Annotated in this window: 8 protein-coding genes and 1 pseudogene; all 9 read left to right on the forward strand. The window is 49.2% G+C overall.

Annotated features, from left to right (window positions below; all coding sequences use genetic code 11):
* Positions 1–174 precede the first annotated feature (174 nt).
* The 9 genes and pseudogenes from AC1TPC_RS15640 (at position 175) to AC1TPC_RS15680 (ending at position 15,024) form a co-directional block, all read left to right on the forward strand.
* Positions 175–1,041, forward strand: coding sequence for an alpha/beta hydrolase family protein (locus AC1TPC_RS15640; protein WP_482067753.1), 867 nt, complete (start codon positions 175–177; stop codon positions 1,039–1,041).
* A 186-nt stretch (positions 1,042–1,227) separates the two neighbouring features.
* Entirely contained in the window at positions 1,228–2,094 is an 867-nt protein-coding gene (locus AC1TPC_RS15645; RefSeq protein ID WP_482067754.1) for a sulfurtransferase, read from the forward strand.
* Between the two features lie 216 nt (positions 2,095–2,310).
* Positions 2,311–2,601: a hypothetical protein gene (locus AC1TPC_RS15650; protein ID WP_482067755.1), complete on the forward strand. Its 291-nt coding sequence runs from the start codon at positions 2,311–2,313 to the stop codon at positions 2,599–2,601.
* Positions 2,602–2,867: 266 nt separating this feature from the next.
* A complete protein-coding gene (locus tag AC1TPC_RS15655) occupies positions 2,868–8,252 on the forward strand; it encodes an AAA family ATPase (protein WP_482067756.1) in 5,385 nt (1,794 codons plus the stop codon).
* Between the two features lie 4 nt (positions 8,253–8,256).
* Positions 8,257–9,303: a hypothetical protein gene (locus AC1TPC_RS15660; protein ID WP_482067757.1), complete on the forward strand. Its 1,047-nt coding sequence runs from the start codon at positions 8,257–8,259 to the stop codon at positions 9,301–9,303.
* Positions 9,304–9,500: 197 nt separating this feature from the next.
* Positions 9,501–10,645 (forward strand): IS3 family transposase gene (locus tag AC1TPC_RS15665; protein WP_482067758.1). Its coding sequence is split into 2 segments (ribosomal slippage): positions 9,501–9,765 and positions 9,765–10,645, totalling 1,146 coding nucleotides; the frame shifts between segments, so codons are not numbered across the junction.
* Between the two features lie 1,681 nt (positions 10,646–12,326).
* Positions 12,327–12,836, forward strand: coding sequence for a DUF6431 domain-containing protein (locus AC1TPC_RS15670; protein WP_482067759.1), 510 nt, complete (start codon positions 12,327–12,329; stop codon positions 12,834–12,836).
* 49 nt (positions 12,837–12,885) lie between these two features.
* Positions 12,886–14,231, forward strand: a pseudogene (locus AC1TPC_RS15675) (DDE-type integrase/transposase/recombinase).
* A complete protein-coding gene (locus AC1TPC_RS15680; RefSeq protein ID WP_482067760.1) occupies positions 14,224–15,024 on the forward strand; it encodes an ExeA family protein in 801 nt (266 codons plus the stop codon). Before AC1TPC_RS15675 ends, AC1TPC_RS15680 begins: the two are co-directional and overlap by 8 nt.
* Positions 15,025–15,183 lie beyond the last annotated feature (159 nt).

Raw genomic sequence — 15,183 nt, forward strand, 5'->3', positions numbered from 1 at the left:
CGATCGTCGGACATTTTGTGGCCGCTGATGCGCTCGAACTCGCCGAGTCTTGTGAAAGTCGAATGTTAATCCTACCTCCACACTATGCTTTAATGATATGATGATTGCAGCAACGATACAGTCAGAGCCAGATGGCCATTTTATCAAAAAATAGTGATGGGGAAGGTGCTGCTAATGAGCAAGGCGAGCATTTTGCATCAGACGTTTACGTTGGAGCTGAACCCGGGCGTGTATGTTCGAGGCGATATAAGAGTGAAAGAGGAGGGAGGGCAGAGGCCTGTCCTCCTATTTGCGCACGGTTTTAAGGGCTTCAAGGATTGGGCATTCTTCCCGTATGCTTCCGAGCGCTTCGCGAGGCAGGATTTTGCGGTCGTTACGTTTAATTTCTCGCATAACGGCGTGAATGAGCATGATTTTGACGAGCTGGATAAGTTCGGGCAGAACACCTACTCACAGGAGCAAGAGGATCTGTCAGCCGTACTGTCGGCTGTGCTGGAAGGCGGGCTTCCGCTGGCGGAGCGGCTGGACAACGAGCAGATTTTTGTCGTTGGCCATAGCCGAGGCGGCGGGAACAGCGTGCTGTTCGCGGCAGAGCATCCCGAAATACGCGGCGTCGTGACCTGGAACGGGATCGCTGATGTCAACCTGTTCGGAGCCGCGTTCCGCGAGCAGGTGCTGCAGGACGGTGTGGGTTATGTGGAAAATGCGAGAACAAAGCAGCAGATGCCGATTGGCGCTGCTTTCTTTGAGGATCTAGACCGCAACAAGGAGCGGCTCGATATTACGGCCAAAGCGGCAGCGCTTCGCACGCCAGTGCTATTCATTCAAGGCAAGCAGGATTCAGAGCGGCTTCTTGAGGGTTATCGCAAGCTGCAAAATGCGGCTCCCCACCATCGCTTCGCGGCGCTAGAGGATGCTAATCATACATTCGGAGCGGTGCATCCTTTTGCTGGGACAACCGATGATTTGGAGCGGGCGATAGCGCTGACGGGTGCTTTTTTTGCTCCGTTGTTGAAGCGGGGAGCGGTAAGTGAAGGATAGGAAATGCATGTAAGTGGTAGATAGTAGGGAATGAAGCGCTGGTAAGTGATGATAATGTGAAAAGAAAAGCAGATAAGTGATTGAGAATGTGAAATGAAATGCAGATAAGTGAGTGATAATGAAATGCGGGTAAATGAATGATGATAAATGAATGATGATAAATAAAGGGTAGAGGAGCTGGTCGGAGTGACTTTTTTCAAAAAAGCGGATTGGGTGCTTGAACAGTTGGGCGTGGAAGGTACGGTTATCGTGGATGCGAGGTATGCGTTAAACGATACAGAAGCGGGTGCGAGGGCGTATGCGGAGGCGCATATTCCAGGTGCTTATTATGTAAGTTTAAGTCATGACCTATCCGGACCGAAGCGTCCGAATGGAGAGGGCGGCCGCCATCCGCTGCCGGAGCCGCAAGCGCTAGCTGCTGTACTTGGACGGATTGGGATCGGCAATGATACAACGGTAATCGCCTATGATGATCAAGGCGGTGCGATGGCTTCACGCCTGCGCTGGCTGCTGCAATGGCTAGGGCATGATGGGCAAGTTTATCTGCTTGAGGGCGGATTCGCAGGCTGGCAAGCGGCAGGTCATTCGGTTAGCACGGAAGTTCCTGAGTTAGTTGCGGGAGTGACATTTACGCCTGATGTACGGGACGAGCTATTGGTGAGTCAGGAAGATGTGAAGGCGCGAATCGGCAAAGCCGGCACGGTGCTGATCGATTCAAGGGAAGCGCCTCGCTATCGTGGCGAGGTGGAGCCGCTCGATCCGGCGGCGGGACATATTCCAGGCGCGATCAACCGCTTCTGGAACGAAGGCAAACGCGCCGACGGCACGTGGAAGTCGCCTAAGGAGCAAGCCGAGCGCTTCGCAGGATTGTCCAAGGACGACGAAATCATCGTCTACTGCGGCTCTGGCGTGACGGCTACGCCGAATGTTTTTGCTTTGCAAGAAGCGGGCTTCCGCAATGTGAAGCTTTATGCGGGGAGTTGGAGTGATTGGATTAGCTGGGCTGACAATCCCATCGCTGTTGGAGACGAAGAAAAACCAAACGACGCATAGTAGTATGCGAATCTCGAATACATCGCCATGTGGGCCAAGCGCCTTGGGCGATGTATTTTTTATGTTCGAAGTCAACACGGAGTCAACGCTTGATTTGTGAAAATACTCTTATTAAATTTCGTACTAAGTACTTATTTGTATGTTTACCAATGCGCTGTACAGACCCTCACATGTCACTGCTCCCCACCATATACACAATGAGGGCCGGATTACTACATGGAATTGATAAAGCCAAGTCAACGACTCGAAAATCAAAAGTGTTTATTCAACAAGGAGTCAACAAAATGGTTATTTAAGGTAATCACAACAGAAGTCAATCGTTCGCGTGTTGCTGCTGCCGTTCGCATACGAATGGCTTTTCTAAAAAATGAAATCAAAAAGGCTGCCAAAGCTATGGCTTCGGTGCTCGGGAGTCAACGCAATGATCCTCGAAAAAGAAAAGCTGCATCTATATTCTTAAAGCCCGTATCAGGAGTTCTAGATTTACCTGGTTGTGCTTACGACTGAGCTCAACTGCCGAAATCGATGTGAGCTCTAGTTCGTTTTTAAATGCCGACTGAGCACATCGTCAGCAATATTTCGAAGTCTTCTCTGCCCTGAAGTTAAGCGTGAAGGAATAGCTCTATATAAGCGACAGTCGTCAGCTTCTTACATATTTATCTTGACGGGTGAAATCCAATCTTTATTTATAGGTATTCTGTTTCATATCCTAATTTCTGCTAGAGGAAGAATATGGTGTATAGTATAATAGAACTATACATTGTGGAGGGGTGATGGGAATTCAGAATCATATCGCACAGACAAATAGTTTAAGTCAAGAAATGCAACTATTGGAGCAGGCTCGTCAAAAAGTGATTGAACATGTGAGAAGGCTTTCAATAATCGCGGATTCAGATGATTTGTGGCCCGTAGATGCTCTGGACGATCTATTATTGATCTTATCGACAGTATTTCGAATTCAAGACGAACTTTTGAGCAAACTTCCAATTTCCAATCAGAAACCTTCTACCATGACAGAGTTGAATTGGTTTATCCAGGATATAGACCAGTCGTCAAAGCTCGAGCAAGCGAAGGGTGTAGTTCGATTGTTCACTCGCTTGCATTGCTCTAATGAAGAGGTACTCGATGAATTCTCACTCCAACAAGCGACCGCGAGTAAGTTGCTAGACTCGGATAGCGAAGATCAGCTATTGGAAGTGTGGGAAGTATACCAAGCAGTAATTCAAATCATTGAGTATCCCGATGCAGAGACTGTTCACTTAGACACATTCAAGCAGATTACGAAATCCATTGGATTTGCAACTCGATATGCGCTTGAGCAGGGTTGGCTATCATTACGGCTGGATGAGCCCTCAATTGCCGTGGTCGAGCTTGCTGTGCCTGAGGATAGTACTTTCGCAAAGCTGACTGAAGGCCTGTCGGAAATCGATGATTCTATCTTGACCATCGAAGCAGACGCAGGAGCGGAAGGTGCAGCTGCATACGAAGCCATAATGGACGGGATGAAAGCTGAACCGCTCGTGAAATATTCCAATGATTTCCTGGAGGGCTTGCGTCATACAGGTGGGGCAATCGATTTCACCGTGCTCCAATACGATATTATGGAAAAGAGGAAACTGGCAGACAACTTCTCGGCGAATCGGTTTGAAGGGGATTTGAAGCAAATCTCGGTTCGTCCGCGGTTAGCATTAATCCTGTTAAGTTATCTTTATAATAATGGAGCCGTGGCGCAAAGTCAGTTAGATATATTTGCAGGACAACTGCGCGGAGACAACTCCGAGCCAAACATACTTGAATCTGTTAAAGATAACTTGAATAAACTCTATCAGAAGGGTTACGTGTCAATACATACGATTACCCTTCGCTCCGACTCCGATATCTTTTATACGCTTAGCGCCTATGGAGCAGCAGCGTTCCGTAAGGATTCAAGTCGTAAATTCATACAGACGCGGGTAGGTACCAAGCTTTACTTCCGCCCGGAGGATGAGCCAAGAGTATTATATGCGGATCAGAGAAAAGAGATTGCATTCAGGCTTCGTCTGTTCAATCGCGTACAGGAGCTCTTCTTTGCATGTCTTCCGAAACGGATATTCGTCAATCCTCCAAGAATCATGCCGTTTCCGCACCGAGAGCTTTTTGATAAGCAGACTGATAAACGGTTCTTGCTAATTCCCGGCTTATTGAACGCAGTTGACATGAGGGGCGATTGCGATAAGGTTATCGAGATACTGAAGCAACACACTGGAATCAGTCCAATGATGATCGTCTCAACCCGAGAGGAAGGGGGACTATGGGCTCAACTTCTGTCTCGCACGGATCGGTCGGTGTATTTCCTTCTTATCGAAAACGATAAGTTATTCATTGGAGATGGACGGGGAGAAGATCAGTTTGCCACGTTGTTCGGGCTGCAGGATCTCGAGTCAGAGAATAAAGGAGAAGAAACGTTGCAAATATCCGCTGTCACTCAGCAGGAGCAATTCAATTCGGAGTCAATATTGGCGGGCGACAATTCTCATCCGTTAGAAGAACAAGGAGAAGGAGTTGTCGAGCAATCTGCTGCAATTCGAACGGACGAACTGCAACTCATTGTCGACACGGCCATGCGAATGTTCATTTCTGGCCGCCGTGCAGAAGGCATGTTGCTGCTTCACGAAGCGGCAGAGCATTCGGATACAGTCGCAGTTCTAAGGAATAAAATCTCATATATTGTGAGAGATCCATTGTGGAGTGAGACGGACGTTCATCTGCTCGCCGATTTGCCCGTCGAACTGCCATTCGGATCCTATGAGCAGTTGGACGATTACCTGCAGGCCGCAATGTGGCTTAGACTATTCTTCGATCCTGACGCTCCAAACGATTATCGATTGAACAATCGCTGGCGGCAGATTAATAGCGATTTGTCAAGCCAGGTTATGGAAAGCTATTCGGGTATCAAGCAACTCATCAGTTATTTCTGGGCATTCATCGAACGTTATAATATTGGAATCAAATATTGTACCTCTTCTGACGTGCGCAACCAACTCGGCATCAACAATACGCTAGATCAGAACCGTCACCAGATCGGCGAAATGTTGAAAACCGTGTTCCCACGCAATGTCTCGACGGAGATTAACCATCGTAAGGTAAAACAGATGGCGGTTGATCTCTACGGCAACAGCGGGGTTATGACCAGTTATCTCCAGCAAGCGCATAATACTCCACTATCACAATTACGTGACATATGCCAGCAGTTCACGGATATTTCGCTGAGTGGAGAATGGATTGGCTTAGAGCTTAACCCGAATGAGGCCAAGCTAGAGCAATATATCGATCGTTATTGGGCAGGGATGAACATGAAGGCGTCAAACGATAAGAGCGACATGTTGAAGGGTGCATATCGCAGCCGGATGCGGAGCTGGCTTCGTGATGCAACGGAACTGCTCTTGCGCTGCTACGCTTGTCGCAATGCGCTAAATGCAAAGAGAGGGACTACGGATATTTCCCCAGAGCTGGCGAGCAAGACCCGCAATCGCTCCAAGAAGCTGATGCAAGAAGCTTTGCTTCAGCTTGAGGACACGACCGATAATTGGCATGAAGCGGGACATACCTTGCTCCGTTCAACGATTGAGCATTTCCAGCAAGTACTGGACGGCGCTTTGGGTGAGACGAATCGACGGTTCTATGAACCTTTGTTATTGTCCGTCAGCGTAGAGCTTAGCGAAGACTATAAGCCATTCAGAGATGGGGAATGGCTACAGGACTTGCGACCGATTCCCGGATACCGGTTATGGGAGAGGTTACTGGAACATTCTAATGCCGGGCAGCGAACTTGGGAGGATACAGCCAGCCAGGCTTTGCGTGAATACAACATGGGGGCCTATGATCTCATTACCCGTAGGCCCGGAGAGTGGGCGAACGAGGCGACGGTGAAGGATACCCGCCGACGCGCCATGCAACAACTGGACAGATATAACGAAGAGTTTAGAACTGAAGTAGAACTCGCACAAAACTATGGACAGATGTCCAGCAACGACGAGATGTACGGGTATATTCGACTGGCAGAAGCTGCCAAGAAGCACGCGGAGCAGACGCATAACGCAGGATTCTTTAAGAGGCTGTTGGATACATGCAGAATGAGCATAGTCCAACGTGCGGATATCAGGGTGGAAGCGATGCGTAGCCGGTTGAACGCTCTGAAGAGCGACATACTTCGCGAAGAGGAGCGCGAAGAGCAGATCGGCGACGAAGAGGTGTTGCGGCAGTGGCCGATCCTTAAGAAGATCGAGATGGCTCTCGAAAAGCGTAACATGACGGTGGCCGAAGACTATATTCAACTTGCAGCGTCCGGTTACAAGGACACTTCGTCTATCCAGATGTTCGACAGCGATCTGCTTATACAGTTCCACAACAATTATCAAGCACTCTTTAATAGCTGCAACGCACATAAAAATGTGGATCTGTACCGGACATACGACCAATCGGTTCGAAAAATGCTGTTCTCGAATCAGAATAACCGTAATGTGGCCAGCGCGGACCGATTCATTCGACAGTGGTATAAGCTTCATCCAGACCATATCAAAGAATTTATGGAGCAGTTGCTGTTCCATCGCATCAGGCACGTCGATCGGCTGGACGACAATGAATTCATGGTGTATCCGGCCGCGCAGGATGCGTTGCTTAGCCATTATCCGCACCCGTTCAAGGAATTCGGGACGGACGCCGTGCAAAAAGGCTTGCGGATCCTAACGATGGCGGGTGTTCGTACTGCCGATAATTTACTGGACGAAGTCGCGCGACATGATGCAGGCAACGGATCGGCGACGATCGTCATTCTGGATTATGCACTGTCGCTGGCCGATCGCAAGCTGTTGGCCAAGTCTATCAAGCTGAAGTCATTCCCGGGAATTGTCGTCGTCATCGACCGGGTTATGGCGTTGTTCCTTGCCGGATACAGCCAGATCGAACGGGGAAATGCGTTTCTAATGGTTACCCTTCCATCGAGTAAGATTCAGCCATATATACCGGTAGGCAGAATCTCTCCTGAGATGTTCATTGGAAGAACCGATGAGTTGGACAAGATCAGGGATTTAAACGGGCCGATATTTGTTTACGGAGGTCGACAACTTGGCAAGACGGCATTGCTTCAAGAGTCCAAAAACCGAGAGCACAACCCGGACAAAGGCCGTTATGCGGTCTTTGTAGACTTGAGGGAAAAGGATGCTAACGCTTCGCTAAGGAGCATTAGCGAAGCGTTGGTTTACGAAAAAGTCTTGACGGAGCCTTGTGGCACATGGGAACAGTTACGGATGGCGCTGCGCAAACGACTTACTTCGACAGACACGCCCATCTATAAGTTCATGCTGTTGCTTGACGAAGCAGATGCCTTTTTGTCCAGTTGCGAAGAAGGCGGCAACGTGCCGTTGGAAATTTTGCGGGAGCTGAAGAATACTTTCAATGGACAGTTTAAGTTCGTACTGGCCGGTCTTCGAGACGTCATCCGGTTCGACAAGCAAAGGCTGGGCGGTAACAGCGTATTAGCTCATTTCGGACATATTACGATTCGGCCGCTTAAGTACTTGGATGCTCGCGACCTGCTGTTGCGGCCGTTGCATTACTTGGGTTTTCGGATCGAGGAGAATGGCGAAGACATCATCAATCTAATACTGGCGAAGACGAACTATTATCCGGGGCTCATTCACTTTTATTGCGAGAAGCTTATCGAGGCAATCAGCGACAGCTACCGAAACGGCAATTACAACGAGAACATGAACCCTCCGTATTTGCTTGACGAGAAGTATATCAAGACACTGCTTGGTCAGAAGGAATTCCTAATCGAGATCGAGAACAAATTCCGGATTACGCTAAAGCTAGGTTCTGATAACCTGTACGAAACGTTGGCGAAAGTGACCGCTTATCGCTATTACTCTTCAAACACCAGTCCGGGCACTTCGGTTGAGGATATTCTCCTAATCTGCAACGAGTTTGGGATTGACCAGATTACAAACTTGAAGAAAAGCAGTGTGGCAGCGTTGCTCGAAGAGATGGATGAGCTAAATATTATCCGCCGGGAGACACGCGGCTCTGACAAGTACGTATTCAATCGTCATAGCTTTCTTCAGATGCTGGGCAGCAGTGAGTTCGAACTCTTCGAGCAACTATACGAGCTGGGGGTAAAGTAATCAGATGGATCAACAGCTGATTTGGTGGAACTTCATCTCAGGCGCCACTCGCTATTTTCATGATACAGTAGCGGCGGCAGAAAGCGGAAAGGTCCTTCTAATCGAAGAAGCCCCCTACATGGATCACTTCTTCCTTCTATTGCAGGATAGAATACGGCAGTGGGATAGCAGTCTTCAGATTGAGAACCTCCATGCCAAGAATTGGGGCGATAATGTTGCGATTGGCGAAACGCTGATGAACAGATACGCTCCCCGGAGCGATTATCATCCGATGGACGGCAGTCGTATCGAATACATAGCGAAGCATCACTTGCTCGCTGATCGCGCGTTCATTGTAAGGAATGCCAATCTGCGGAGGGAATGGATCGATACCGCCATAGAATACGCGAAATTTAGTACTATGCACAAAGGTTTGTTTATCCTTACGTACAGTGGCGTTGCTCCACTTGCCCAATCGCGCAAAGGTGTAACGATGCTAAGATGGGGGGAGTACTTCACGAGCTATGATATGCAATTGTTCGCATCGTATTGCATAGCGCAGCGCCAGCATCTGTCGTCGGTGGTACGAGAATATATTGCATTGCTCGCTTCCCGAATTGCGGGCACTAATCCTGATCTATGCAGTGCACTGGCTACAGAAGAAGCCGCGCTTGATTTGCGAGGATTATTATTGAGACTGGTGCCCGCCCATGAAGAGGCGGCAAGGCTAGTGAGCGAGAGAGGGATTCTGGAACAGATCGTATGGGAAGCGCAGATCCAAACGATCTTCCCGATCATTGAGAGGGTACGTCGAGACTTCATTGAGCGGTATGGAACTGCTTTAGAGGATATGTTTCCCGTAATAGATGATTTCGATAAGGTGTTGCAATCGCCGTACGACATGGAGTTTAGACATATGTGGTACTACTATTTCAAATCGAGCGGGTTCCGCCATGAAGGGGATGAGAGCACATTCCGTCTCGTATATGACGCCAGGAATGATCTAGCACACTTGGAACCATTGGAAAGCAGTCGAATTATGAAGATATTCGCGTTAAATGGTCGAGCCTAGGGAAAGGTAGTTGAAAATTTAAGGGGTTGTCCAGTAAGTCCTCGAGACTAAGGGACAGCCTCTTCGTTGTTTTTGTTGGTTTTATTTTTATATTTGGAAGTGGCATTTGTATAGTTTTTAGGGTAGCTCGCTCTTGACCTTGCCCCGAATAGATGGACACGAAGAAAACCTCTATAATAAAACATGGAGGGGTTCAAATGGGACAAGGGAAAAAATACGACAAAGCATTTAAGGAGCAGGTCGTCCTGCGTATTTTGGCTGAAGAATCAACGGTTTCAGAAGCTGCAAAGGATCTGGGTGTACATTATACAACGGTTAGAGACTGGGTTAAGGTCTATAAACAAGACGGTGAACATTCATTTCCTGGCAGCGGCAATCTAAAAGCCGAGGATGAGGAAATGCGTAAGTTGCGCAAGCAACTCGCTGATCTAAAGGAAGAAAATGAAATCCTAAAAAAGGCGGCAGCCTACTTTGCGAAAAATCTGAAATAAACACGTTCAAGTTTATTTATGAACACCGCTTCGAATTTCGGATTGCAAAAATGTGCCAGGCCCTCAACGTCTCTAGAAGCGGCTACTATGCATACATCAAACGTCCAGAGAGCAATCGAAGTGTCGAAAACCGAAAGCTGCTCGATACCATACGAGACATTCACATAAAAAGCCACAGGATATATGGCTCATTGCAAATCACTAAGAATCTGCCGGCTGACCAGAAAGCAAGTCGAGGTCGTGTAGCCCGACTTATGCAAGCAAACGGGATCCGTTCTAAAGTGGTAAAGAAGTACAAAGCAACAACGAATTCCAAACATAATCTGCCAGTGGCAGATAACTTGTTGGATCAAAATTTCAAAACCAGCAAACCTTGCGAGAAGTGGCTTTCAGACATTACCTACATTCCTACCGATGAAGGCTGGCTGTATCTAGCAGGTGTGCTGGAACTGCATGGCCGAGCCCTTGTTGGATGGGCCATGGACAGTCGTATGAAGACGGAACTCGTATCAGCCGCTCTAAAACAGGCTGTTGGCCGTACAGGAGCCACAAAAGGATTGATCGTTCATTCAGATCGTGGCGTTCAATACGCCAGCAAGAAATACCAACGACTTTTGAAAAGGAATGGATTCATTTGCAGTATGAGTCGCAAGGGTAATTGTTATGACAATGCGCCCATGGAATCCTTTTGGGGTAAACTCAAGATGGAATGGCTCAATGAACGTCATTTTAAGACTAGAGCTGAGGCTAAGAAAGCCGTTTTTGAGTATATCGAGCTCTTCTACAACCGTCGGAGGACACATTCCTCTAACGGTTATATCCCGCCATTCATGCAATCTAAGGTGGTATAGATGTTTAGACAAACAGTTGTAACTGAGGGATTCTTGCTGTCTACTATTTCAAGGCAAGGTCAATACCCCCGTGGAACCAAAAGCTGTACATTCTTGAAGCTGTAGCGTGCTGAAAACAATTTCACAAAAAAGGAGTTAAACCCATTTTAACTCAGTTAAACGACGTTAAACCGCCTTGTTGGCAAGCGTTCTTGAGTTCTGTTGGCTTGGACCCGCTGGTGGTGGGTCGTCGGAGTTACGTGAGAGGGATGTACTATAGTTTTGCTCCCTAGAAGCAGAATCATTGATTTAATGCCTTCAGGGTCAGCTGTTTCGAGATAGAAGAAGGGCTTTGAGATACATGGAGTGGGTTAGTCCTTCATAAAAAGTGAGACTCTACAGATTCATAATTTGTGTCCAGTTCTTGGTCACAATTATCCAGTATACATTATTGCGAGGGCAGTTTGTCAGCAAATGGGTTCGCAAATATTATGTCCAAAGTGTCCAAGAGTTTTGGACATGCTCGAAATCTTTGCCCACGAGTGAGTTAAGGCATCTCAGTCCATGTGTTCGGAAACAAGGGATATCTAAAAACATGTAAGAATGAGAGCACAAACGAAGGAGAGAACCTTTTACTTTTAAAAGTATTATTTTTTTTGGACATTTGGACAATTATGTATTTAGCTTCTCGTCGGCGAGAGAGTGAGGCGTGTCCAAACTTGTTGGACACACTTGGACATCTTGGACATGCTGTTGTATTGCAAGTTTCAAGCTTGCATGTTGTTCGTTTGGCTACATGATATTGGGGCGCTGTATTTAAAGTCATTGTGGTTGGCTGCTTGATTTAGGTCAGGCTTTTCTTACGTTAGCTGTCGGTAGATTTGCTGGGTTGGGGGCTGTATTTTCTATTGTTTTTATGCAGTTTGTGGTCGGGCTTTGCTTGTCGGCTCTGTCTCTGGCAGGTCAGCAACTCCGGCGCTCCGCGCAACTCGCTCACCTTGGGGCTATACTCCCTGCGCCGCCTACATCTCTCGCTCTCTGAACCAATGGCGCCAGAGTGCAAGGTAACCTGGGTTTGGCGACGGCGACCTTGAACCGGGGTGTTTCACTCTCAGCTGCGCCGGCATAATGAATAAACATGTTGAAAGCAAGCTCCTTACTCTCGATCATGTGTCTGTACACGACTCAATGTGACTTGCTTGAAACCATTTTCATATGACAGATGACAGCTGGAGTGATTGGAGTTCTGATAGTGGGAATCCTGTGGCTACGTGGGAAGAGGAGAAGGCGTAATTGGCATAGCAGTGTGTGACTCGAAGTACATCGCTCATATGGCGATGTACTTGTTTGCGTTGTGCTCAAGGGCGTCGAAGTCAACAGGGAGTCAACTATCGTTTTATGAATCCATTTCCAGGAGAAGTTGAACCGAGAGTGCTTTCTTGTAAGCATATTGACATTATGGAGTTCGAATTTCATTGTCTAAGGTGAAAGACAACGTAATACTGTTGCCGCTAGAAGTTAACGTCCAATAGCTGACGGGATTGCCTGTCCGGGAGTTGCTGAATATAATGACCATATCATAGAAAAGGAAAAGGATGCCTCCCATGTGTGTGGGCCTGCTGGAACAGGCTCACGGGATGCACCCCTCAAAAAACCAACATGATCATTGTATCAAAATATGAGCTGGTTGAGAAGTCACCCGGTGTTTTCAGTTAGATGTGCAGAAATGGTTCCCTCTCCCTGCTGTGGAGAAAAGCTTCATGTCATCGGCAGCCGTAAGCGGAAGATCGTGAGCGGGGGCGGAGACCCCCGCGTGCTCGTCATCCGCCGAATGCGTTGCTGCAAGTGTCGCAAGATCCATCATGAGCTTCCAGATTGCGTGGTACCCTTCAAGCGGTACGAGTCAGAATGCCTAGAGCATGTCGTTTCTCAATCGGAGGCGGCATCCACTGTAGCTGCGGACGACGCGACCCTGCGTCGTTGGAAGGATTGGTTTCAAGAACAGTCCACGTACTTGCTTGGCGCTTTAAGATCTATCGCCATTCGCTTTCATCAGGACCCTGTGGAGAAGTCGTCCGTTCCTTCGCAGTCTGCACATCCAGATTTCGGACACTATGTCGGGGACGCTTCCGGCTGGCTGGCGCGAATTGTCCGTCCGGTCGTTAACACAAATTTGTGGGTACATACCCGTTCTGCATTCTTGTCCGGCTAGGTGCTGCGGTAGACTCATCTCGAAGTCTACCAAGCGAGGTGCAGAATAAATGAAAGATCAAAAGAAAGCCGAGTCCATCGCCTCCGAGCGTGTGCAGCTGTTGTCGCCGCTCTTCGCAGAAGGGCTCGACCCGGCCAAAGCCCGAGAGATCAAGCGGCGGATTTGTGAGCAGACCGGACTATCCGAGCGAACGCTGCGTCGGTATCTGGCGAAGTACCACGAGGAGGGATTCGGCGGATTAAAGCCTAAAGGCAAAGGGCGCCAGCCTTCCGAGGCGACCATTCCGCAGGAGGTGCTGGAGCAGGCCATTTTGCTCCGTCGCGAAGTCCCTAGCCGGAGCGTTGCGCAGCTCATTCAGATTCTCGAGTGGGAAGGTCGCATACCGCCTGGAGAAATCAAGCGCAGCACCCTGCAAGAGAGGCTGGCTCAGCGAGGTTACAGCACGCGCCATATGCGCATGTACGCTGAATCGGGTGTTGCCGCAAGACGCTTCCAGCAACGACATCGTAATCGTCTGTGGCATTCAGATCTCAAGTACGGTCCCTACTTACCCCTCGGTCCGAGCGGCACCATGAAGCAAGTGTTCCTGGTGACGTTCATCGACGACGCGACGCGGTTTGTGCTGCACGGCGCATTCTATCCGGTCATGGATAAGACCATCGTCGAGGACTGTTTCCGCCATGCCATTCAGAAGTTCGGCGTGCCCGAATCGGTCTACTTCGACAATGGCAAGCAATACCGAACCAAATGGATGACGCGTGCTTGCTCGAAACTAGGTATTCGACTGCTGTTTGCGAAGCCTTACTCGCCAGAGGCTAGGTCGAACGGTTCAACCGGGTGGTTGACGCGTTCCTGAGCGAGGCAGCGCTGGAGAAGCCCAAGACGCTCGAGCGGCTCAATGAGCTGTTTGGGGTGTGGCTGTCGGAGTGCTATCAGAACAAGCCGCATTCTGCGCTCGAGAATAAGCGCAGTCCGGAAACGGTCTACCGCAGCGACAAGAAGGCCCTGCGGTTCGTAGACCCGGACGAGCTTGCGAATGCCTTTCTGCACTGCGAAACGCGTAAAGTGGATAAATCCGGTTGCATCAGCTTCATGGATCGCAAGTATGAGGTCGGGCTGCCGTTCATTGGCTGTACGGTCGATGTGGTGTTTGACCCGGCGGACATCTCAGAATTGTCCATCGAGTACGAGGGCCATGTACCGTGGCGAGTGCGAGAACTCGTCATCGGCGAACGCGCCGGTAAGCGGCCGCCACTGCCCGAGCATCTAGGTCCATTGCCGGCCGGTGCATCAAGGCTCTTAGCAGCGGCAGAAGAACAAAACCGAGATCGCAGGGTACAGCAGGCGCCGGCCGTGGCTTACCGCCGCGTCAGCAAGGAGGATAATCATGTTTGAGTCCTTTTACGGTCTAGCCCGCTCGCCATTCTCACGAGACGTGCCGACGAGCGAACTGTACGAGTCGGTCATTCTGGATGAGACGTTAGGGCGTCTCCAGTACGCTGCTCAGCGTCAGTGGTTCGCGGTTGTCACGGGGGACTGCGGCACAGGAAAGACGACGACGATTCGCCGTTTCACTGAAGTGCTTGACCCAGCCAAGTACAAGGTGCTCTACTTGTCAGATTCCAAGCTGACGCCGAGGCACTTTTACAAGGGGCTGCTCGAGCAGCTTGGCTGTGAGTCCAAGTTCTACCGCGGCGACGCCAAGCGGCAGCTGCATCGAGAAATTGAACTCATGCGGGGCATTCATCGGTTGCAACCGGTGGTCGTCGTCGACGAGGCTCATCTGCTGGATCGCGAGATGCTCGAGGAAGTACGCTTCCTACTTAATTTCAAGATGGATGCGCAGAGTCCGATGGCGCTCATCCTTGTCGGGCAAAGTGAACTTTGGGATCGCTTGAATTTACAGGCTTATGCAGCCATTCGGCAGCGTATCGACCTGCAATGCAAGCTACCGCATTACGACCGCGCTCAAACCGGTGATTATATTCGTCGCCACATGACGTTCGCTGGGGAGGAGCATGACATCTTCACAGACAGTGCGATCGACGACATCTACCGGTTCTCAAGTGGATCTGCTCGATTAGTCAACAAGGTTTGCACGCACGCTCTCATCTACGGCTCACAGAACAAACATCGGATCATCGACGATCATATGATCAAGCGCGTCATCCAGGGAGAACTATCTTGATTCTCCCTTTTTCTTCATCTAGCGTGGACAGCTTGTCCGTCACCATCAGGACAACTTACGCCGTCAACTGGCGGACATTATGGTTTAGCAGTAACAGTAATACAATGATTGCAAGAAAGGTCAATTGAGAGTCAGCAAATTGAAAAGATTGTGATATTA

It is taken from the genome of Paenibacillus sp. Y280, assembly GCF_056786335.1.